The organism is Acidiphilium rubrum (assembly GCF_900156265.1).
GTDB classification, from domain to species: Bacteria; Pseudomonadota; Alphaproteobacteria; order Acetobacterales; family Acetobacteraceae; genus Acidiphilium; species Acidiphilium rubrum.
In genome coordinates this window covers 137,313-159,609 of record NZ_FTNE01000006.1, presented here as the reverse complement: position 1 = coordinate 159,609, position 22,297 = coordinate 137,313, and the positions used below count along the sequence as shown (strand labels likewise).

At 62.6% G+C, this 22,297-nt stretch carries 18 protein-coding genes and 3 tRNA genes; all 21 read right to left on the bottom strand.

Going from position 1 to position 22,297, the window contains the following annotated elements; genetic code table 11:
- Positions 1-6: 6 nt before the first annotated feature.
- Positions 7-495 (bottom strand): NADH-quinone oxidoreductase subunit NuoI, encoded by a 489-nt coding sequence (gene nuoI, locus BW994_RS06690; protein WP_029311275.1) that lies wholly within the window; start codon positions 493-495, stop codon positions 7-9.
- A gap of 168 nt (positions 496-663) precedes the next feature.
- Entirely contained in the window at positions 664-1,680 is a 1,017-nt protein-coding gene (nuoH, locus tag BW994_RS06685; protein ID WP_029311276.1) for an NADH-quinone oxidoreductase subunit NuoH, read from the bottom strand.
- A gap of 4 nt (positions 1,681-1,684) precedes the next feature.
- Complete coding sequence (gene nuoG / locus BW994_RS06680; protein WP_029311277.1) at positions 1,685-3,760, bottom strand: NADH-quinone oxidoreductase subunit NuoG; 2,076 nt, start codon at positions 3,758-3,760, stop codon at positions 1,685-1,687.
- Positions 3,760-4,146 (bottom strand): pentapeptide repeat-containing protein, encoded by a 387-nt coding sequence (locus tag BW994_RS06675; protein WP_051657245.1) that lies wholly within the window; start codon positions 4,144-4,146, stop codon positions 3,760-3,762. The genes nuoG and BW994_RS06675 overlap by 1 nt, the downstream gene beginning before the upstream one ends.
- Positions 4,147-4,158: 12 nt before the next feature.
- A complete protein-coding gene (gene nuoF / locus BW994_RS06670) occupies positions 4,159-5,454 on the bottom strand; it encodes an NADH-quinone oxidoreductase subunit NuoF (RefSeq protein ID WP_029311279.1) in 1,296 nt (431 codons plus the stop codon).
- Complete coding sequence (locus tag BW994_RS06665) at positions 5,454-6,065, bottom strand: complex I 24 kDa subunit family protein (protein ID WP_029311280.1); 612 nt, start codon at positions 6,063-6,065, stop codon at positions 5,454-5,456. Before BW994_RS06665 ends, nuoF begins: the two co-directional genes overlap by 1 nt.
- A 3-nt stretch (positions 6,066-6,068) precedes the next feature.
- Positions 6,069-7,286, bottom strand: coding sequence for an NADH-quinone oxidoreductase subunit D (locus tag BW994_RS06660; RefSeq protein WP_029311281.1), 1,218 nt, complete (start codon positions 7,284-7,286; stop codon positions 6,069-6,071).
- Complete coding sequence (locus BW994_RS06655) at positions 7,283-7,942, bottom strand: NADH-quinone oxidoreductase subunit C (RefSeq protein ID WP_029311282.1); 660 nt, start codon at positions 7,940-7,942, stop codon at positions 7,283-7,285. Before BW994_RS06655 ends, BW994_RS06660 begins: the two co-directional genes overlap by 4 nt.
- Positions 7,935-8,495 (bottom strand): NuoB/complex I 20 kDa subunit family protein, encoded by a 561-nt coding sequence (locus tag BW994_RS06650; RefSeq protein WP_029311283.1) that lies wholly within the window; start codon positions 8,493-8,495, stop codon positions 7,935-7,937. The genes BW994_RS06655 and BW994_RS06650 overlap by 8 nt, the downstream gene beginning before the upstream one ends.
- 101 nt (positions 8,496-8,596) lie before the next feature.
- Positions 8,597-8,962, bottom strand: a complete 366-nt coding sequence (locus BW994_RS06645) for an NADH-quinone oxidoreductase subunit A (RefSeq protein ID WP_029311284.1) — start codon at positions 8,960-8,962, stop codon at positions 8,597-8,599.
- Between the two features lie 198 nt (positions 8,963-9,160).
- A tRNA-Asp gene (locus tag BW994_RS06640) sits at positions 9,161-9,237 on the bottom strand.
- Between the two features lie 55 nt (positions 9,238-9,292).
- The gene (locus tag BW994_RS06635; protein WP_029311285.1) at positions 9,293-9,505 is read right to left on the bottom strand and encodes a hypothetical protein; all 213 of its coding nucleotides are present in this window, start codon (positions 9,503-9,505) and stop codon (positions 9,293-9,295) included.
- Between the two features lie 121 nt (positions 9,506-9,626).
- Positions 9,627-9,698, bottom strand: a tRNA-Val gene (locus BW994_RS06630).
- Positions 9,699-9,783: 85 nt separating this feature from the next.
- Positions 9,784-10,047: an HU family DNA-binding protein gene (locus BW994_RS06625; RefSeq protein WP_029311286.1), complete on the bottom strand. Its 264-nt coding sequence runs from the start codon at positions 10,045-10,047 to the stop codon at positions 9,784-9,786.
- Between the two features lie 201 nt (positions 10,048-10,248).
- A complete protein-coding gene (gene lon / locus BW994_RS06620; protein WP_408734946.1) occupies positions 10,249-12,579 on the bottom strand; it encodes an endopeptidase La in 2,331 nt (776 codons plus the stop codon).
- Between the two features lie 303 nt (positions 12,580-12,882).
- The gene (gene clpX, locus BW994_RS06615; RefSeq protein WP_029311288.1) at positions 12,883-14,139 is read right to left on the bottom strand and encodes an ATP-dependent Clp protease ATP-binding subunit ClpX; all 1,257 of its coding nucleotides are present in this window, start codon (positions 14,137-14,139) and stop codon (positions 12,883-12,885) included.
- A 135-nt stretch (positions 14,140-14,274) separates the two neighbouring features.
- Complete coding sequence (gene clpP / locus BW994_RS06610; RefSeq protein ID WP_029311289.1) at positions 14,275-14,937, bottom strand: ATP-dependent Clp endopeptidase proteolytic subunit ClpP; 663 nt, start codon at positions 14,935-14,937, stop codon at positions 14,275-14,277.
- Positions 14,938-15,095: 158 nt separating this feature from the next.
- Positions 15,096-16,418, bottom strand: a complete 1,323-nt coding sequence (tig, locus tag BW994_RS06605) for a trigger factor (protein WP_029311290.1) — start codon at positions 16,416-16,418, stop codon at positions 15,096-15,098.
- Positions 16,419-16,508: 90 nt separating this feature from the next.
- Positions 16,509-16,590 (bottom strand) — tRNA-Leu (locus BW994_RS06600).
- A gap of 181 nt (positions 16,591-16,771) precedes the next feature.
- A complete protein-coding gene (locus BW994_RS06595) occupies positions 16,772-19,615 on the bottom strand; it encodes a [protein-PII] uridylyltransferase (RefSeq protein WP_029311291.1) in 2,844 nt (947 codons plus the stop codon).
- Positions 19,608-22,262, bottom strand: coding sequence for a DNA mismatch repair protein MutS (mutS, locus tag BW994_RS06590; RefSeq protein WP_029311292.1), 2,655 nt, complete (start codon positions 22,260-22,262; stop codon positions 19,608-19,610). Before mutS ends, BW994_RS06595 begins: the two co-directional genes overlap by 8 nt.
- Between the last annotated feature and the right edge of the window lie 35 nt (positions 22,263-22,297).

Genomic DNA, 22,297 nt, shown 5'->3' with positions numbered 1-22,297 from the left:
CGTGGCTTACCGATACGGCGCGTCGAGTTCGAGGCGCTTGGCAAGCTCGGGCTCCCAGCGATCGCCATTGTCGAGCAGTTTCTGCTTGTCATAGAGCAATTCCTCGCGGGTTTCGGTCGCGAATTCGAAATTCGGGCCTTCGACGATCGCATCGACCGGGCAGGCTTCCTCGCACAGACCGCAATAGATGCATTTGGTCATGTCGATATCGTAGCGGGTGGCGCGGCGCGAGCCATCGGCGCGGGGTTCGGCCTCGATGGTGATGGCCTGGGCCGGGCAGATCGCTTCGCATAATTTGCAGGCGATGCAGCGTTCCTCGCCATTGGGATACCGGCGCAACGCGTGCTCACCCTTGAAGCGCGGGCTGATCGCGTTTTTCTCGTACGGGTAGTTCAGCGTCGCCTTGCGTTTGAAGAAGTAGCGCAAGGTGATCGCCATGCCGGAGAGGATTTCCAGCAGCAGGAAGCTGCGGGCGGTGCGGTCTAGCAGGGGCATTGAGGACGCTTCCAAAACAGCGAAGGGAGAAGGACTTCTTTTTTTGTAAAAAAAGAAGAAAAAAAACTTTTTTTAATCAGGGCCGTGCTCGTGAGAACGCCCGTGCCCCAGCGAATAAAAGTTTTTTGCTTCTTTTTTACAAAAAAGAAGTCTTCCCTTTTCCCTTGCTCAAGCATGAGGCAACCACCCGAAGATTTCGAGCACGCTCGCCGTCAGCACCAGCCAGCCGAGCGAGAGTGGCAGGAACACTTTCCAGCCGAGTTGCATGAGTTGGTCGTAGCGGAACCGCGGCAGGGTCGCGCGCACCCAGAGGAACACGAACAGGCAGACTGCGACTTTGAGGATGAACCAGATCGGGCCGGGCACCCAGGTGAACGGAACGAACGGAATCGGCGAGAGCCAGCCACCGAGGAACAGGATGGTGGTCATACCGCTCATCAGGATCATGTTCGCGTATTCGCCGAGGAAGAACAGCGCGAAGCTCATGGCGCTGTACTCGACGAAGAAGCCGGCGACGATTTCGCTCTCGCCTTCCGGCAGATCGAAAGGGGCGCGGTTGGTTTCGGCCAGCCCGGAGATGAAGAACACCACCAGCATGGGCAGCAGTGGGATGGCGAACCAGATGTGGCGCTGGGCGAGCACGATGGCGTTGAGGTTGAGGCTGCCAGTGCAGACCAGGACCGACAGGATCACCAGGCCGATCGAGACCTCGTAGCTGACCATTTGCGCGGCACTGCGCATCGCACCCAGGAAGGCGAATTTCGAGTTGCTCGCCCAACCCGCGATGATCACGCCATAGACGCCAAGCGAGGAGATCGCGAACAGATAGAGCATGCCGACGTTGATGTTCGCGATCGCCCAATGGTCGTTCACCGGAATCACCGCCCAGGCGATGATGGCAAGCCCGAAGGTGATGACCGGGGCGAACAGGAACAGATAGCGGTTGGACCCATCGGGGATGATGGTTTCCTTGAACAGCATTTTGATCGCATCCGCGAAGGGCTGCCACAGGCCGAACGGCCCGGTCACGTTGGGGCCCTTGCGCAGTTGCACCGCGGCCAGCACCTTGCGTTCCGCATAGGTCAGGTAGGCGACGCCGATCAGCAGCGGGACGATCAGCGCGAGGGATTTCAGCAGGGTCAGGATCAGGATGCCGAAATCGGTAGCGAAAAATCCGGTTGCCATGCCCCTACTCCGCCGCCTGCTGCACAGGTGCGGGCATGGCAGGCGGCAGGATGTCGGTCACGCATTTCGCCATAGTCGGGCTGGCGCGGCTGATCGGGTCGGTCTGGTAATAGGTGGCGAAGGCCGCGGTGAATTTCGCATCGCTCAGTTGGCCGCTGTCGCCCTTCGGTGTCAGACCCACCTGAGGTGCGATGCGACGCACCGTATCGGGGCTGGCGAACACCGGATTCGCCTCGCCCATCCGCTGACGCAGCGCCTCGATATCATCATAAGGCAGCGGCTTGCTGACCAGGGCGCTGACGGCACGCAGAATGGTCCAATCCTCGCGCGCTTCGCCGGGCGGGAAAATCGCGCGCTGGGCAAGTTGCATGCGCCCTTCGGTGTTGACGTAGGTGCCGGGCTTTTCGGTATAGGCGGCGCCGGGCAGAATGATATCGGCACGCGCCGCGCCCCGATCGCCGTGATGCCCCTGATAGATCACGAAAACATCCGGCGGCAGTGCGGCCATGTCGATTTCATCGGCACCGAGCAGCCACAGCACATCGACCCCGCCCGCCACCATGCCGGCGACATCCTTGCCGCCGTCAGCCGGCACGAACCCAAGGTCGAGCCCGCCGACGCGGGCCGCCGCGTTATGCAGCACGTTGAAACCCTGCCAGTCAGCGGTCAGCGCCCCGGCGGCCTCGGCAATTTGCCAACAGGCGGCGAATACCGCCGCACCATCTGGCCGGGCGAGCGCCTGTTGGCCGATGATCACCAGGGGCTTCTTCGCCGCCGCCAGCTTCACGGTAAACTCATGCGCGGGATCGAGCAGCGCGCGCAACGCCGCGCCATCCTCGCCCAGATGGGTGCAGCCGTAGGTGATATCGGCGTACGGCCCGATCAGGCCGGCGACGAAACCGGTGTTTTCAACCCAGCGGCGGCGGATGCGCGCATTCAGCACCGGCGCTTCGCGGCGCGGATCAACGCCGACGAACAGCACGGCGTCCGCCTCATCGATCCCCTCGATCGTGGTGTTGAACAGATACAACGCGCGGTTACCGGCATCGAGCACAGCACCATCCTGGCGGCAATCGAAATTGGGCGAACCGAGCCCGACCAGCAGATCCTTCAGCGCCATCATGCTCTCGGCATCGCACAGATTGCCGGCGATCGCGCCGATCCGCCCGGGTTCGGCGCCGTTCAGGCGTGCCACGACGGCAGACAGCGCGGCATCCCAGGTCGCCGGCTGCAATTTGCCGTTCTGCCTGATCCATGGCCGATCGAGCCGTTTGCGCTTCAGCCCGTCGATCGCGAAGCGCGATTTATCGGCCAGCCATTCCTCGTTCACCGCATCATTGATGCGCGGCAGCACGCGCAGCACTTCGCTGCCGCGGGCATCGATGCGGATATTGGTGCCAACGGCGTCGAACACATCGATACTGTCAGTCTTGCGGAGTTCCCAGGTGCGGGCAACAAAGGCGTAGGGCTTGGCCGTCAGCGCGCCGACCGGGCAGAGATCGATGATATTGCCAGATAATTCCGAGGTCAGGCCGCGCTCGACGTAATTGGTGATTTCCATGGTTTCGCCGCGCGAGGTGGCACCCAGTTCGGGTACACCGGCGACTTCGGAGAGAAACCGCACGCAGCGCGTGCATTGGATGCAGCGGGTCATCACGGTTTTGACCAGCGGGCCGAAATTCTTGTCGGTCACCGCGCGCTTGTTTTCGTGATAGCGCGTGTGATCGCGGCCGTAACCGACCGCTTCATCCTGCAGATCGCACTCACCGCCCTGATCGCAGATCGGGCAGTCGAGCGGGTGGTTGATCAGTAGGAATTCCATCACGTTGCGGCGGGACTGACGCACTTTTTCGGTATCGGTGAAAATCACCATGCCCTCGCCGACCGGTTGGCCGCAGGAGGCGACCGGTTTGGGCATTTTTTCGATCTCGACTAGGCACATCCGGCAGTTACCGGCGATCGACAGCCGATCGTGGTAGCAGAAACGCGGAATTTCCTTGCCGGCGGCCTCGGCGGCCTGCAGCACGGTGAAGCCGTTGGGAACTTCGAGTTCGATCCCGTCGACGGTAACCTTGGGCATCAGCGCTGGCTCCGGTAGGCGGCGAGCAGTTTTTCGACCTCGATGCCGTCAATCTTCATGCCCGCCAGCGTGCAGTTGGAAATCATCACGCCAGACAGATCGACCTGATCGATGACGGCGCCGGCGAGCGAGACGTCCTGGAAGCGGGCGCCGGACATATTGGCGTCCGTGACCACCATGCCTGGCAGCAGCGCATCCTCGATCCGCGCGCCGGACAGATCGACTGCGTGGAACGTCACGCCGGACATGTTGACATCGGTAAACCGCGCGCCGGCCATGCCGGCGTCGTTGAAGCTGACCCGCTCCAGCTTGACCATCTCGAACACCGAATCGGAGATGTCGGATGAGGCGATTTGCAGGGCTTCGTTCAATTCACTGTGCTGCATGGCCGAACTCCGTCATTCCGCTGCGATTTTTGGTGCCGTGCGCGCCTTGTAGTCCGCGATCCGCTGTTCGACCACCGGGCGGAAATGGCGCAGCAGGCCCTGGATCGGCCATGCCGCGGCATCGGCCAGCATGCAGATCGTATGACCTTCGAGTTGCTTGGTGATCTGTTCCATCAGGTCGATCTCGGCAAATTCCGCGCGGCCTTCGGACATGCGGTTCATCATCCGCATCAACCAGCCGGTGCCCTCGCGGCACGGCGTGCACTGGCCGCAGCTTTCATGCTTGTAGAAGGCCGATATCCGGGCGATCGCACGGATCAGATCGGTCGATTTATCCATCACGATCACCGCGGCGGTGCCGAGGCTGCTGCCGGCTTCGCGCAGGCTGTCGAAATCCATCAGCACGTTGTCGCAGACCGATTTCGGGATCATCGGAACCGAGGACCCACCCGGGATCACCGCGAGCAGATTATCCCATCCGCCGCGCACGCCGCCGGCGTGGCGCTCGATCAGGTCGCGCAGCGGCAGGCCGAGTTCGTCCTCGACCGTGCAGGGTTTATTGACGTGGCCGGAGATGCAGTAGAGCTTGGTGCCCGAATTCTTCGGCCGGCCGAGTGCGGAAAACCAACCCGCCCCCCGGCGCAAAATGGTCGAGACGCAGGATATCGATTCGACATTGTTCACGGTAGTCGGGCAGCCGTACACGCCCATCGCGGCCGGGAACGGCGGCTTCATGCGCGGCAGGCCTTTCTTGCCCTCGAGGCTTTCAAGCAAAGCCGATTCCTCGCCGCAGATATAAGCACCGCCGCCACGATGGATCGTGATGTCGAACGCCCATCCCGAACCGCAGGCATCCGGCCCGATCAGCCCGGCCTCGCGCGCTTCATCGACGGCTGCCTGCAGGTGCAGGTATTCGTTGTAATATTCGCCCCGAATATAAATGAACGCCTGGTGCGCGCCCATTGCGAAACTCGCGATCAGGCAGCCTTCGACCAGCTTGTGGGGATCATGGCGGATGATGTCGCGATCCTTGCAGGTGCCGGGCTCGCTCTCATCGGCGTTGACCACCAGATAGCTCGGCCGGCCATCGCTCGCTTTCGGCATGAACGACCATTTCAGCCCGGTCGGAAACCCAGCCCCGCCCCGGCCGCGCAGGCCCGATGCTTTCACCTCTTCGATGATCGCATCGCGACCGCGCGCCAGAATATCCGCCGTGCCATCCCAGTCGCCGCGGGCCCGGGCACCGGCGAGGCGCCAATCATGGATGCCGTAGAGATTGGTAAAAATCCGGTCCTTGTCGCTCAGCATCAGGAATCCGCTCCGGTATCGTGCTTGGTCACATCGGCAAACAGGGTGGTGCGGCCGCCTTCCGGCGCCGAATTCTGCCGGCCGATGGTCGAGCCAGGTTTCGGCGCGTCGCCGCGCCGGAAGGCTTCGAGCAGGGCTTCGGTGCGCGCGCCGTCGAGGTCTTCATAGTAATCATCGTTGATCACCAGCACCGGCGCGTTGACGCAGGCGCCAACGCATTCAAGCTCTTCCATGCTGAACATGTCGCCATGGGTGGCGACGGCGTGCCGGCAGGCATCGAGCACCGCATCCGACCCGCGCAGCCAGCACGGCGTGGTGGTGCAGACCTGGAGGTGGAATTTCTGCACCGGCTTGAGGTGGAACATGGTGTAGAAGGTCGCGACCTCATACACGCGCATCCGCGGCATCGCGAGGCGATCGGCAACAACGTCCATCGCCGCGCGCGGCACCCAGGCGTGATCGGTCAGGCGGGCCATCTGCCGCTGTACCAAATCGAGCAGCGGCATCACCGCGCTCGCCTGCCGTCCGGCTGGGTATTTGGCGATGATGCCCGGAATTTTTGCCTCGCTCACATCGTCGAAGCTGAAGGTTTCGGTCGTCATGTCGTTCATCGCTTAGCGGTCCACTTCGCCGAACACGATATCGATCGAACCGAGTACCGCGATGGCATCGGCCAGCAAATGGCCCTTCGACATCATTTCAAGCGCCTGCAAATGCGAAAACCCGGTCGCGCGGATCTTGCAGCGGTAGGGGTGGTTCGTACCATCAGCGATCAGATACACGCCGAACTCGCCCTTGGGAGCCTCCACCGCCGTATAGGTGGTGCCCGCCGGCACGTGGTAGCCTTCGGTATAGAGTTTGAAATGATGGATCAGCGCCTCCATCGAGCGCTTCATTTCAGCGCGCTTTGGCGGGGTGATCTTGTTGTCCTGCACCTTCACCGGGCCTTGCGGCATTTTCTGCAACGCCTGGCGAATGATTTTGAGGCTCTCGCCCATTTCATTGATGCGGACGAGATACCGATCGAAACAATCGCCATGGCGGCCGACCGGAATATCGAACTCGACCTTGCCATATTTATCGTAGGGCTGCGCGCGCCGCAGATCCCACGCGATGCCGGCGGCGCGGAGGTTGGGTCCGGAGAACCCCATGCCTAGCGCGTCCTCGGCGGAGATGATGCCGATATCGACCAGGCGCTGGCGAAAGATGCGGTTATCGTTCAGCAGATTCTGCAAATCTGCGAGGAATTTCGGGAAGGTTTCGCTCCAAGCCCAGATTTCGTCGGCGAGTCCGGCCGGCAGGTCTTTCGAGACCCCGCCGGGGCGAAAGTAATTGGCGTGAAAACGGGCACCCGAGACCGCTTCGTGGAAGCTCAGCAGTTTCTCGCGCTCTTCATAACCCCATAGGCTGGGGGACTGCGCACCGATGTCGAGCGCGAGGTGCACGATGGTGAGCAGATGGTTCAGGATGCGGGTGATTTCGGAGAACAGCACTCTAATCCACTGGCCGCGGTCCGGCACGGTGATGCCCAGCAGTTTTTCGGTGGCCAGGGCGAAGGCGTGTTCGCAGCACATCGGCGAGACGTAATCGAGCCGGTCGAAATACGGCACCGCCTGGAGGTAGGATTTGTACTCGATCAATTTTTCGGTGCCGCGATGCAGCAGGCCGATATGCGGATCGGCGCGGGTGACGGTTTCGCCCTCGAGTTCCATGATCAGCCGCAGCACGCCGTGCGTCGCCGGATGCTGCGGCCCGACATTGACGGTATGGCGTTCGAGATCGAGCGTCCGCAACGCCCGGCCGGGGGCCGCCTCGTGCAATCCGCCGCTCATGGCTTCACCGCCGGCGCGCTCGTTGCCGGCCGATGCGCTTTTTCATCGCCGGGCAGCGTGGTCATGGCTTCCCAGGGCGAGAGGAAGTCGAAATTGCGGAACTCCTGGGTCAACGCGACTTTTTCATAGACCACGCGCTTCTGCTCCTCATCGTAGCGGAGTTCGACATGACCGGTAAGCGGGAAATCCTTGCGGAGCGGATGGCCTTCGAACCCATAGTCCGACACGATCCGCCGATGATCGGCCAGACCATCGAAAGTGACGCCGAACAGATCGAACACTTCGCGCTCCCACCAGGCGGTACCCGGCCAGATTCCGGTGACGCTGGGGACCGAGGCGGTTTCATCGGTGCTGACGATCACCCGCAGCCGGTCATTCCGCGTCACCGACAACAAATTATAGACGACATCGAACCGCTCTTCGCGCTGCGGCCAGTCGACGCCGCAGACATCCATGCATTGCTCGAAGGCGAATCGGGCATCATGGCGCAGTACGGTCATCAAGGCTGCCAGATCGCCGCGATTCGCGTGCAGGATTCGCTCGTCACGCTCCATGATCACCGACGCCACGCCCGGCAGGGTGCCAAGCGCCACCGCGAACGGATCAAGCGCCGGGGCGTCGGGTGCGGATACCTCTGGTGTGGTGGCGTCACTCACGGAAAATCGTCCCGGTGCGGCGGATTTTTTTCTGGAGCTGCATGATGCCGTAGACCAGCGCCTCGGCGGTCGGCGGGCAGCCGGGCACGTAAATATCGACCGGCACGATCCGGTCGCAGCCGCGCACCACCGAGTAGGAAAAATGATAGTAGCCGCCGCCATTGGCGCAGCTGCCCATCGAGATGACCCACCTAGGCTCGGGCATCTGATCGTACACTTTGCGCAGGGCGGGCGCCATTTTGTTGGTCAGCGTGCCGGCGACGATCATGACATCGCTCTGCCGCGGCGAATTGCGCGGGATGATGCCGAATCGGTCGAGGTCCCAGCGCGGCATATAGGCATGGATCATTTCAACGGCGCAGCAGGCGAGACCGAACGTCATCGGCCAGAGGCTGCCGGTGCGGGCCCAGTTCACCAATTTATCGAGATTGGCGACCACAAACCCTTTGCCGGCGATTTCGCCGGTGATACCGCGGATCACCGCGTCCTGTTCGGCACCGGGCGCGAGTGCTTCGCGGTTCCAGGCGATTTCGGGTTGCTGCACGGCGTTCATCTCATGCTTTCCGATCAGACCGCTATCCGGCCAATAACCATAATCCTGCGTGATCCCCCGGCGCCGCGTGGCGTGGAGCGTCTGGGCTTATTACCGACCGTCTATTCCCAGTCGAGAGCGCCCTTGCGCCATTCGTAGATAAACCCGACCACGAGAATTGCGAGGAACCCCATCATCGACCAGAAGCCGAGCATGCCGATATGCGACAGGCTCACGGCCCAGGGAAACAGGAACGCAACCTCGACATCGAAAATAATGAACAGGATGGCGACCAGGTAATAGCGGACGTCGAATTTGCGGCGGGCATCGCCGAACGGCTCGAACCCGCATTCATAAGCGCTGAGTTTTTCGCCGTAGGGATTTTGCCGAGCCACCAGCAGGGAGCCGATCACGAACGCCGCGCCAATCAAGCCCGCAATGCCGAGGAAAACCAGGATCGGAAAATAATTCATCAAGCTCGGCTGCATCGCGGTCCGCCTTTGTCATGCCCCAAGGTTACGCCCGTATCGCCTAACGTGCGATTACCGACGCCCAGCATCGTCTGCTTTCCACTTGTCGTATCGCGCATGCAACAGGTCAAGCCCGCTTGCGCGCGTCGATACGTCCTTCCTCCGAACGTGATCCATCAGCATTAAGCAAAAGATGGTTGTCACTAAACCAAAAACTGGCGCGAGTGACGGGGCTCGAACCCGCGACCTCCGGCGTGACAGGCCGGCGCTCTAACCAACTGAGCTACACCCGCGTCGTTGGCGTGCTCGTAACGCGCCGACCTGAAGGCGTCAAGCCGGACCGGAAACTTACGGCGCGGTGACCGCACCACCGATGGCGCCGGCACCGCCGCCGATCAACGCGCCCGTCGCAGGTTTTCCGCCGGTCAGGGCGGAAATTCCGGCGCCGGCACCCGCACCGAGCACGCCGCCGCTCAATGCGCGGCTGCCGGGCGTATTGCCGCAGGCGGCCAGACCGAGAACCAGGCCCAGAGCCAGCAGCGGTTTGATGGTTTTCAACATATGATATCCCCCATGGCGTTGATCACGATGGAGAGATGGGGACGCAACCTGTCTGCCCTCCATCCGTGAGATGAACGATGCGTCAGACACGGGTCGGATGTGATTAAACTGCAAAATCGTATGGGCGGTGACGGGATCGAACCGCCGACCCTCTCGGTGTAAACGAGACGCTCTACCGCTGAGCTAACCGCCCGAAAAGACGGCCTGCGTGGCGCAGCGCCGCCGTTTTGTTGTTCTGAGCATACAAAAGCCGATGTGGCCGGCCAGCGTAGGCGAGATTAGTTGACAGCGTCCTTCAGCGTCTTGCCGGGCTTGAACCGCACCGAGGTCGAGGCCGGGATTTTGATTTCTTCGCCGGTGCGCGGATTACGGCCAATGCCGGCTTTACGCTCTGCGGTGCCGAACGTGCCGAAGCCGACAAGGCGGACTTCCTGCTTTTGCTTCAATGCCGATTCAATAGCGGCAAACACGGCATCGACGACCTCGGTCGCCTTTGCTTTGGAAAGATCGGTCTGTTCCGCCACGTCGGCGACTAGATCCATTTTGTTCACGGGGTGGTCTCCCAGTTGTAAAATTGAGCAGCACTCTAACCGGACAAGAGTAGCCCCGCCCTTGATGTGCTGCGTCCGATTCGGTGGTGGCACACTAGAAGGGCCGGTTCGCACTCGTCAACGAAGACGAGGCAAAAACCGGCCCCATGACAGTCATTTAAGCCAGATTTCGCCGGCTTTCGCGCGTCAGGATCAATGCGGCAATGCGGTCCCGACAGGTTCGGCTGCGCGAGGCGCGATCGGCTCGACTGGTTCTTCCCACTCGATCGGTTCGAGCTTGCGTACCAACGCCTGGGCGATCACATCATCCACGTGCGATACGGGAATGATTTTCAACGATTTTTTGACGTTATCCGGAATCTCGGCAAGGTCTTTCTCGTTGTCCTTGGGGATCAGCACCGTGGTGATACCAGCACGCAAGGCTGCCAGTAGTTTCTCCTTCAACCCGCCAATCGGCAAAACCCTGCCGCGCAGCGTGATTTCGCCGGTCATGGCGATATCCTTGCGCACCGGTACGCCGGTCAAAGCCGAAATAATCGACACGGCCATGGCAATACCGGCGGACGGACCATCCTTTGGAGTGGCACCTTCCGGGACATGAACATGAATGTCACGCTTCTCGAACAAAGGCGGCTTGATGCCGAAGCTGATCGAGCGTGACCGGATGTAGGAAATCGCGGCCGAAACACTCTCCTGCATCACATCGCCGAGCTTGCCGGTCTGCTTGACATTGCCCTTGCCGGGCAGCAGCACGCTTTCGATCGTCAGGATCTCGCCGCCGACTTCGGTCCAGGCCAGGCCGGTGACGACACCCACCATATCCTCCGCCTCAGTCTCACCAAAGCGGAATCGCGGCACACCCGCAAACGCTTCGAGATTCTTCGCGGTCACAGCTACCTTGGTCACTTTCTTGGTGACGATTTCCTTGACCGATTTGCGCGCCAGATTAGCCAGCTCGCGCTCAAGATTACGCACGCCGGCTTCGCGGGTATAGGTGCGGATCAATTCGCGTATCGCATCGTCCGAGACCGACCACTCACCTTGCTTCAGCCCATGGGCTTCGGCCTGTTTCTCGACCAGATGGCGCTTCGCGATCTCGACCTTTTCATCCTCGGTATAGCCGGGGATGCGAATGATCTCCATGCGGTCGAGCAGCGGTTGCGGCATCCGCAGGGAGTTGGCCGTGGTCACGAACATCACGTCCGACAGATCATAATCGACTTCCAGATAGTGATCATTGAACGTCGCGTTCTGTTCGGGATCGAGCACTTCGAGCAGCGCCGAGGTCGGATCGCCCCGCCAATCGGCGCCGAGCTTGTCGATTTCATCGAGCAGGAACAACGGGTTGGAAGTTTTTGCCTTCTTCATGCCCTGGATGACCTTACCGGGCATCGAGCCGATATAGGTCCGGCGATGACCGCGGATTTCCGCCTCATCGCGCATGCCGCCCAGCGACATCCGCACAAAATTACGCCCCGTCGCTTTCGCGATCGACTTCCCGAGCGAGGTTTTGCCGACACCAGGCGGCCCGACCAGGCACAGAATCGGCCCGCGCAGCTTCGGACTGCGCGACTGCACGGCCAGATACTCGATGATGCGTTCCTTGACCTTCTCAAGCCCGTAATGATCGCCATCAAGCACCCGCTCGGCCTCGATCACGTCGTTCTTGATCTTCGCACGCTTTTTCCACGGGATGCCCAGCAACCAGTCGAGATAGTTGCGCACGACGGTCGCTTCCGCGCTCATCGGGCTCATCGTCTTGAGTTTTTTCAGCTCGGCGGTCGCCTTTTCACGGGCTTCCTTGGTCAGCTTGAGCGTCTTGATCTTTTCCTCGAGCTCGGCGGTTTCGTCCTTGCCTTCCTCGCCCTCGCCCAATTCCTTCTGGATCGCCTTGAGTTGCTCGTTGAGGTAATATTCGCGCTGGGTCTTCTCCATCTGGCGCTTGACCCGGTTGCGGATGCGCTTTTCGACCTGCAGAACACCGATTTCGGCTTCCATATGGGCGAACACGCGCTCAAGCCGCTCGGCGACCGAAGCGGTTTCCAGCAATTCCTGCTTGTCGGAAATCTTCAGGCCGAGATGGCTCGCAATCGTATCGGCCAGCTTCGAGGAATCGTCGATCTGGTTGATCGATACCAGCACCTCCGGCGCAATCTTTTTGTTCAGCTTGATATATTGCTCGAACTGGGTCACCACGCCGCGTGCCAGCCCCTCGGTTTCCTTGGAGTGATCGACGATATCGTCGAGCGTCTCGGCCAGAACCTCGAAATGGCTGTCGATTTCGTTGTAGCCGGTGATCCGAGCCCGGCGCACACCCTCGACCAGCACCTTGACCGTGCCGTCCGGCAGTTTCAGCAATTGCAACACCGTGGACACAGTGCCGACGTCGTAGATGTCGGACGCAGCGGGATCGTCCTGCTGCGCATTACGCTGGGCGACCAGGAGGATCTGCTTGTCCTCCTTCATCACGCCCTCCAGAGCGCGGACCGATTTTTCACGGCCGACGAACAGCGGCACGATCATATGAGGAAACACAACGATATCGCGCAACGGCAACACCGACAGCGCTTCACCGGCGATCACCACGGGCAGCTTTGCTTTCGCACCCGCAGGCTTGGATTTCTTGGGATTGGTCTCTGACATCAGACTACCTTTCGTAAGCCACGATCCCTGCCCGACTGCGGCACAGGGAACGGTGCCGGTTGATCCGGCCACATAGGCGATATGGGGTTAGGTTTTCGTTAACGCAACAGCACGCGACGAGCAGGGTCCGGCATGTCGGCCGCGTGCCGCCGACGTACCGGTCCTGGACAGCCAGCTTTCCGATCAAGAAGCGGTCTCAGCCCGTTCTTTGCCGTGGATGAAGAGCGGTTCGGCCCGACCTTCGGCCACTTCGCCATTGATTACCACCTCTTCGACACTGTCGAGCCCCGGCAGATCGAACATGGTGGCCAGCAGGATCTGCTCCATGATCGACCGCAGGCCGCGCGCACCGGTTTTGCGCTGAATGGCGCGTGAGGCGACGACGCGGAGCGCGTCTTCGGTGAAATTGAGCTTGACGCCTTCCATCTCGAACAACCGGCCATATTGCTTGACCAACGCATTCTTCGGCTTGCTCAAAATCTCGATCAACGCCACCTCGTCCAGATCCTCGAGCGTGGCGACGACCGGTAGACGACCGATGAACTCGGGGATCAGGCCGAACTTGAGCAGATCCTCAGGCTCAACCTCGCGCAGCACCGCCCCGGTGCGCCGTTCGCTCGGATCGCGCACATCGGCACCAAAGCCAATGCCCGAACCCTTGCCGCGCTGGGAAATGATCTTTTCGAGGCCGGAAAAGGCACCGCCGCAGATGAACAGGATGTTGGTGGTATCGACCTGGAGGAATTCCTGCTGCGGGTGCTTGCGCCCGCCCTGCGGCGGCACCGAGGCAACGGTGCCTTCCATGATTTTCAACAGGGCCTGTTGCACACCCTCGCCCGATACATCCCGGGTGATTGAGGGATTGTCCGATTTGCGGCTGATCTTATCGACTTCATCAATATAGACGATGCCGCGCTGCGCCCGCTCGACATTGTAGTCCGCCGCCTGCAGCAGCTTGAGGATGATGTTCTCGACATCCTCGCCCACATAGCCCGCCTCGGTCAGCGTGGTCGCATCGGCCATGGTGAACGGCACGTCCAGAATCCGCGCCAGGGTCTGCGCCAGCAGCGTCTTGCCCGAACCGGTCGGGCCGAGCAGCAGAATGTTCGACTTGGCGATCTCGATGTCATTGTTCTTCTGGGCGTGGGCCAGACGCTTGTAATGGTTGTGGACCGCGACGCTCAGAACCTTCTTCGCCTGGTCCTGGCCGATCACGTAGTCATCGAGCACCTTGCAGATCTCGCGCGGCGTCGGGACGCCGTCGCGGGTCTTGACCAGGTGCGTCCGGTTGTCCTCGCGAATGATATCCATGCACAGTTCGACGCATTCATTGCAGATGAATACGGTCGGTCCCGCGATCAGCTTGATCACTTCATGCTGCGACTTGCCGCAGAACGAGCAATATAATGTGTTCTTCGAATCTCCGGACTTAGTGCTCATCGACGCTCCAGCAGCGCCCCAGGAAGTGTGGCGCTTCAATCATCGCGGGAAGAATAGACCCCAACTCGGGATCATACAAGCATTCTGATGCGGCGTGTCGCAGGAATGCAACACAGCCGCGTCAGCAATGCGCGATCAGGCCGCCTCTTTCTTGGCATCCTTGCTTGCGGAGTCGGACGGGCCGGTGGGTTTATGCGCCATCACCTCATCCACCAGGCCGAAAACCTTCGCCTCATCGGCCGACATGAAGCGGTCACGCTCCAGCGCGCTCTCGATATCTTCAAGCGTCTGACCCGTGTGCGTCACATAGATATCGTTCAGGCGCCGGCGCAGCGTCAGGATCTCGCGGGCCTGAATTTCGATATCGGCGGCCTGCCCCTGCGCACCACCGGAGGGCTGATGCACCATGATGCGTGAATTCGGCAGAGCATAGCGCTTGCCCTTCTCGCCTGCGGCGAGCAGCAGGCTGCCCATCGATGCTGCCTGACCGATACACACCGTCGAAACCGGCGATTTGATGTATTGCATCGTGTCATAAATCGCGAGGCCGGCTGAAACAACGCCGCCCGGACTGTTGATATAAAAGGAAATATCCTTCGACGGATTCTCGCTCTCCAGAAACAGCAACTGCGCCGAGATCAACGAACCGACCTGATCATAGACGGTACCAGTGAGGAAAATGATGCGCTCTTTGAGCAGGCGCGAGAAAATATCGTAGGAGCGTTCACCGCGGGCGGTCTGTTCGACGACCATCGGCACCAGGCTGTTCATGTAGTATTCGGTCGGATCGCGGTCCATCGGCGTCTGTCTCCTGGTCGCGGGCCGGGATGACCGCACCCGCATGAAAATCCACTCCTGCCGGTCATGGTTCCGCCTCACCGAGGCCGGAACCATGATCGCAGGTTTTTAAGATGAGCCGAGATTGGGCTGTCGTAAACCCCCCATGCTGGGGCGGATCACTCTTCGTCGTCGGCGAACAACACCTCGGTCGTGACTTCCTGGTCGGTCACGGTGGCAAGTTCGAGCGCGTGATCGACCACTTTATCCTCGAAAATCGGCCCGCGCAGACGATCCATCGCGCGAGGATTTTTCTGGTAAAAATCGATGATCATCTTTTCCTGGCCAGGGAATTGCTGCATTTCGTTAATCATCGCGCGGCGCAGATCCTGCTCGGTCACCTGCACATTGGTGCTGCGGCCGATCTCGGCGACCAGCAGGCCGAGTCGCACCCGGCGATCCGCGATGGCGCGATATTCGGCGCGCAACGTCTCTTCGTCCTTGGCGGCATCTTCCGCATCGAGCCGTCCGCCGGCCCGTTCGGCCTCGACCTGGCGCCAGATTTCGGCGAATTCCGCCTCGACCAAGGTTTCCGGCGCGGTAAAATCGGCCTGCTTGGCCAATTCATCGAGCAGGGCGCGCTTGACCTTCATGCGGCTGGCGCCGGCGCGCTGCTGTTCGAGCCGATCCTTGAAGAATTTACGAAATTCCTCGAGATTTTCAAACCCGTTGGTCTCGGCGAACGCATCGTCGATCACGACCGGGGTTTTCTGTTTCAACGCCTTCACGGTGATGTCGAACGTGACGTCTTTACCCGCCAAATTGGCGGCATGATATTCGGTCGGGAACGTTACATTGATGATTTTCTCCTCGCCGACCGACATACCCTCGATCTGCTCGGCGAATCCGGGAATGAAGCCGGAACCACCGATTTCAACATCGGAATCCTGCGCGGCACCGCCGTCGAACGGCGTGCCGTCGAGCTTGCCAAGGAAATCGACCGTCACGACATCACCGGTCACTGCCGGGCGAACCTCTTCAACGGGCACCAGAGTCGCGCGCTGATCAGCGAATTTGGCAATCGCATCGTCGACTTCGGCGTCGGTAACCGGCGCGATCGGGCGGGTCAGCGTCAGCGATTTGAGGTCCGGCAACGTCACGTCCGGCAGCACTTCCATCTCGATCTTGAACTCAAGATCGGCCTCGGTGCCGGCGTTGACGACTTCGACCTTGGGCGACACCGCGGGGCGCAGGCTGCGCTCGGCCATCATCTTATCGGTGGCATCGTTCACCGAGGCCTCGAGCACCTCGGCGGCGACGGCCTCGCCGAAGCGCTTGCGCACCATCGACAACGGCACCTTGCCCGGACGAAACCCCGGCATCTGCATCGTCTTCGACAATTCGGCGAGGCGCTTATCACGCTTTTCGCTCAAATCGCTGCCGGGAATGACCACGGTGAAGTTGCGCTTCAGCCCATCGGTCAGGGTTTCGGTAACCTGCATGTCCAACAAAATCCTTACGTTACGCCATCTTGTGATTGCCGTGCTGAAACACGGCCTCGGTATCGCAGCGCCTTGCGGAGCCTTCATTCATACGGGCGGAGGGATTTGAACCCCCACAGCTCACGCCACCAGAACCTAAATCTGGCGTGTCTACCAATTCCACCACGCCCGCGCCTAGCCAAACTCATCGCCCCGCGCCCAGACGGACGCAGGGCTACAGAGGCGGCACCTAGCGCGGATTGGCACATTCGACAAGCAGGGGATAACCGATTGCGGGCCCGCGCGCATGAGGCAAGCAAGCGGTTCGTTGGCGTGACGCGAAACGGAACCGCGCCGCCTCCGCTGCCTCCCGTTTAAACCGCGGCGCGATCGTGCGCTGCATCCTCCGGCCGGTCGGCCAGCGAGGCAATCAGCGCACTGCGCAACTGGGCCAGTTTGCGTTCGTTTTCCACCTTCAGGCCAAACACGTCCTTGACGTAGAACACGTCGACCGCGCGAACGCCGTAGGTGGTGATATGGGCCGAGGCGATCTGCAGGCCCTGCCCGCTGATCGCCGCCGTGACATCGTGCAGCAGTCCGGGCCGGTCGCGGCCGTTCACCTCGATCACGGTATGCCGGTTCGATGCGCTGTTATCGACCACGACACGCGGCGGCACATGGATGGCACGCATCCGCCCGCCCACCACGCTGCGGCCCGCCTTGCGGATCTCGGCTGAGAGCCGCAACCGGCCGGACAGCACCTGTTCGATCAGCGCCGAGACGCGCGCCAGACGATGTGGCGCATCGAGCGGACCGCCGCCGGCATCCTGGATCCAGAACGTATCAAGCGCCATGCCATCGGTCATTGTATGGATGCGCGCATCGACGATCGAAGCGCCGGCGACCGCGAGCGCCCCGGCGATCCGGCTGAATAGTCCTGCGTGATCGGCGGTATAGACCACGACCTCGGTCACGGCGCGGGCCGGCAGGGGGATCGTTGCCACCACCAGCGGCAGGTCGCGAATGCGGGCATCGCGGATCAGGCGGCCATGGCGGGCAATGCTGTCAGGGTCGAAGCTCAGCCAATAACCGGGATAGCCCATGCCCAGAAACTGCTCGCGATCGGCGGACGACCAATCGGCGAGCAATTCACCGACCATCTGCTTGACGCGGGCGACCCGCACATCCCGCTCGGTGGTGGCCAGCCCGCCTTCGAGCACCTCGGCGACACGGGCGTAAATTTCCCGCAGCAACGTGGCTTTCCAGCCGTTCCACACCTTGGGCGAGACGGCGCGGATATCCGCGCAGGTCAGGATCAGGAGCAGGCGGAGGCGTTCGGGCGACTGCACCACATCCGCCACGTCGAGAATCGTCTTCGGGTCATCGATATCGCGGGAAAACGCGGTCTGGCTCAGTAGCAGGTGATGCAGGACAAGCCAGGAGACCATTTCGGTTTCCTCGGGGTTGAGACCCAGCGCCGGGCCGATGCTGAGGGCAAGCTCGGCACCGATTTCGGAGTGGTCGCCCCCCCTGCCCTTCGCGATATCGTGGATGAGCAGCGCGACATACAAGGCCCGGCGGGATTGCAGATGCTGCGCGATGCCGCTGGCGACCGGCAGTGTTTCCGACAGATCCCCCCGCTCGATCGCGTTGAGCACGCTGATCGCTTGGATCGTATGCATATCGACCGTGTAGACATGATAGGAATCGAACTGCATCTGACCGACGATGCGGCGCCAGTCAGGCAGATAGCGCCCCAGGGCGCCGGTTTCGTTGAGGATGGTCAGCCAGGTCGCACCATCGGAGGCGGGTTCGGTCGCGCCGCACAGCAGATCAAGAAACAACGCCGCCGCGGCCGGATTGCCGCGCAACTCGGCGGTTCGTCGCGCACCGCGGATCATTGCGCGCAAAGCCAGCGGGTGCAGCGCCAGCGCCCGGTCGCGCGCAAAGCGCAGGATGCGGAATAATTGGAGCGGCTCGGCCATCGGCTCGCGGCCCGGCGCGAACAAAATCCTGCCGTCGGCGAGGACGAAGCCGGCATCGGCCAGTTCCGAATCGGTCGCCGCCGCAATTGCGGGTGGCCCGAGGGCTGCGCGGATGACCGCGGGTTCCAGCACGCCGGTAACACGCGCAACCTCGCGAACCACCAGGAAGTAGTGGCGCATGAAGCGCTCCACGCCGTCCTGCCGGCCGTGACGCGTGTAGCCCATGCGCGCGCCGATCACCGGCTGCAGGTCGAAAGTGAGTCGCTCCTCGGCGCGGCCCGCGACGTAATGAAGGTGAAACCGCACGGTCCACAGATAATCCCACGCCCGTTTGCAGGCCCGCGCCTCGGTTTCGCTGAGAATACCACCGCCGGGCGCGGTCGGGCCGACCAGTTCGGTCATGGCAAAGGTGCCGAACACATAGCGGGCAACCCAGTACAACGTCTGAAGGTCGCGCAGACCGCCCTTGCCTTCCTTGATGTTGGGCTCGACCATGAAGGGCGTGTCGCCGAACCGCTTGTGCCGTGCCGCGCGCTCTTCCTGCTTCGCGGCGATATAGCCGGCCGGGCTGCCTTCGGCGCAATCGGCGCGGAAGGCGATCTGGAAATGCGCGAACAAGGCGCGGTCGCCGGCGATGCAGCGGGCATCGAGCAACGAGGTGCGGATCGTGATGTCGCCTTGCGCCTCGGTCAGGCAATCGGCGGTGGAGCGCGTGGCGTGGCCGACCTTGAGGCCCAGATCCCACAGAAAATACAGAATGAACTCGACCGCGCGTTCGACCCGCGCCGAAGGCTCATGGTCGGTCAGGAACAGCAGATCGATGTCGCTGAACGGCGCAAGCGTGGCGCGACCGTAGCCGCCGGTTGCGGCGACGGCGAGCCGGTCGTCCGGCTCGATCGGCAGCAACGCCAGCGCATACCCGATCAATGCCGCGATGAACTCGTCCATCAAGCCGGAAAGCAGCCTTGCCGCGACGAGGCCGCCAAGGTCACCGCGCTCGAACCGGGTCTGCACATGGGCCTGCAACCGGCCGAGCTGGCGGCGGAACAGGCCGAGTGCGGCATCGCGCGGCGGCGTCGTCCCCTGCGGGATCAGCGACTGCAGGGCCGCAGCGATATCGGGTCGCTCAACTGGTGCGTCATCGCGCGCAGCGCCGCTGGTATCGCTCTGGGAGTGCGGCAGGCCACCCGAGGCGAAGCGGGGCTGGTTGATGAGATCTGACATGTCATTCATTCTCTACCGCGCCTTGCGGGCCATCGCCAAGAAACTTTCGTCGCCACGCATAAATCAGGTCGAGCGCCTGGCGCGGCGTCAGTTGATCAGGCACCGCGGCGGACAGCGCGTCACGCCAGATCGAAGCCTCCTCAACAACGGGGGGCGGTGCCGGTTCGAGCCCTGCAAACAGCGGCAGCGCCTGATCGCCGGGGCGTGAACGCTCGGCCGCGCGCAGCAGCATATCGGCCCTGCGCACGACGCCGTCCGGTACGCCGGCGAGCTTCGCGACATGCACACCCCAGCTGCGCTCCGCAGCACCTTCGATTACCTCATGCAAAAATACCACCTCGCCGCGCCATGATTTCACCCGCATTGTGCAGGGGCGCAGCCGTGGCAGCGCCGCACCCAACTGCACCAGATCATGAAAATGTGTCGCGAAAATGGTTCGGCACCGGATCTGCCCGTGCAGCGCTTCCAGCACGGCCTGCGCGATCGCGAGACCATCGCGGGTGCCGGTACCCCGGCCGATCTCATCGATGATCACGAAGCTGCGCGGCCCGGCCTGATGCAAAATGGCGGCGGTTTCGATCATTTCGACCATGAACGTCGAGCGCCCGGCCGCCAGATCATCCGCCGCGCCGACGCGTGAGAACAGACGATCGACCAGTCCGATCCGCGCAGAGGCCGCCGGCACCGGCAAGCCGGCCTGGGCGAGCACGATCATCAGGGCGTTCTGGCGCAGGAATGTCGATTTCCCGGCCATATTGGGCCCGGTGAGCAGCATCAGCCGGCGGTCGGGCGATAAATCCGCCTCGTTGGCAATGTAGCGCGCGCCGGGCGGCAGCGCCGCCTCCACGACCGGATGGCGGCCAGCTTCGATCGTGAAATCATGATCCGTGGTCAGGCTGGGCGCGTTCCAGCGGCCGGATTGCGCCAGGCTGGCGGCCGATTGCAGCGCATCGAGCCGGGCCAACGCGGCGGCACAGGCGGCCAAAGCACCCTCGCGTGCAATGAGCTGGCGCAGCAGATGATCGAGTATCAGCGCCTCACGCGCCGCCGCGCGATCATGCGCCTCAGCGATCCGACGATCGAGGTCGGAGAGTTCGGGTTGGGTAAACCGCGCCGCCGCGGCGAGCCCCTGGCGCAGCACCAGTTCGGGAAAGGCGCGCAGCGCTTCGACAGCGCTCGACGGTGCTTCGAGCACATAGCCGAGTTGATGATGGTGCCGCACTTTCAGGCTGGCAACGCCATACCGCATCGCGAGTTCGGTCTGCAGGGCGGCGATGACCTGCCTGGTATCGTCGCGCAGGCGGCGCTCGGCATCGAGTTCGCCATCGAAACCGCTGGCGATCGACGGCGCCTCGCCCACACGTTGCGGCGGGGCGTCCACCAAGGCGCGGCGCAGCAAATGCGCAAGATCGGCCGATGGATCGAGCGCCGCCGCATCGGCCGCAAGCGGATGCGCCGCTTCGCCACAGGCGGCCGGCAAGGCCGCGCGCAAGTCGGCTGCCGCCGCCATCGCATCGCGCACCTGCGCCAGATCGCGCGGGGCCAGGCGGCCGGATTTGCCGGCGACCAGGCTGAGCCGCGCGAGGGCGCGGGCCAGATCGGGCACGCCGCGCAGCGCGGTGCGGATCGCGCTCAGGCCATCCGGCACCACCAGCAGGCTTTGCCAGCCGGCTTGCCGCGCGCGCAACGGTTCGATCGCATCGAGCGGCCCGGCGATCCATTGGGCCAGATGCCGCGCGCCGGCCGCGCTGACGGTGCGCCGGATCGCGCCGAACAGGCTGCCCGCCTCGCTGCCATCGCGGGTGCGCAACAGATCGAGGCTGGCACGGGTCGCTACGTCCATCACCAGCAGCCCGGCCTCGCTCTGGCGGACCGGATGCCCAATCCGCGGCAGGCTGCCGCCCTGGCTGCGCTCGACATAGCGCAGCGCCGCCGCCGCCGCCTGCGCCTCGAGATCCGAGAACGCCCCGAACGCATCGAGCGAGGCAACGCCGAACAGCCGCGCGAGGTAGCGGCGGGCCGCATCCGGCCCGGGCAAGCCCTCCGCCTCGGCACGCCGCCCGGCCAGCGCGCCCAGACCGTCCAACTCCGCGCTCAAAATCTCGGCGGGGTCGAGCCGCGCGAGCAATGCCGGCAGCTCATTGCGCTCGATCAGCGCGGTTTCGAACGAAGCCGTCGAGACGTCGATCCATGCGAGACCGATCTGTCTGGCGTCATGCGCCAACGAGACCAGCAGGCTGGACCGGCCGGACTCGAGCAATGCCTCTTCGGTGATGGTACCGGGCGTAATCAGCCGGACCACGGCGCGCTCGATCAGCGCCTTGCCGCCGGATGATTTCGCGGCGCGCGCGCGGGCTGCCGCCGGTGCCTCGATCTGCTCGGCAATCGCCACACGAAAGCCGCGCCGGACCAGACGGGCCAGATAGACATCGCGTTGCGCCGCCGGCACGCCGCACATCCGGATCGGCTCGCCTTGGTGGGTGCCGCGGGCGGTGAGCGCAATATCGAGCGCCGCGGATGCCGCTTCGGCATCGTCGAAGAATAATTCGTAAAAATCGCCCATCCGGAAAAAAATCAGCGCGTCCGGGTATTCGGCCTTCGCCGCGAACCATTGCGCCATAGCGGGGGTTGCGCCCGCGGCGCGATCGACATCCATTCGACCAGTGTAATCCACCGGCCGCGGCCTGCGAA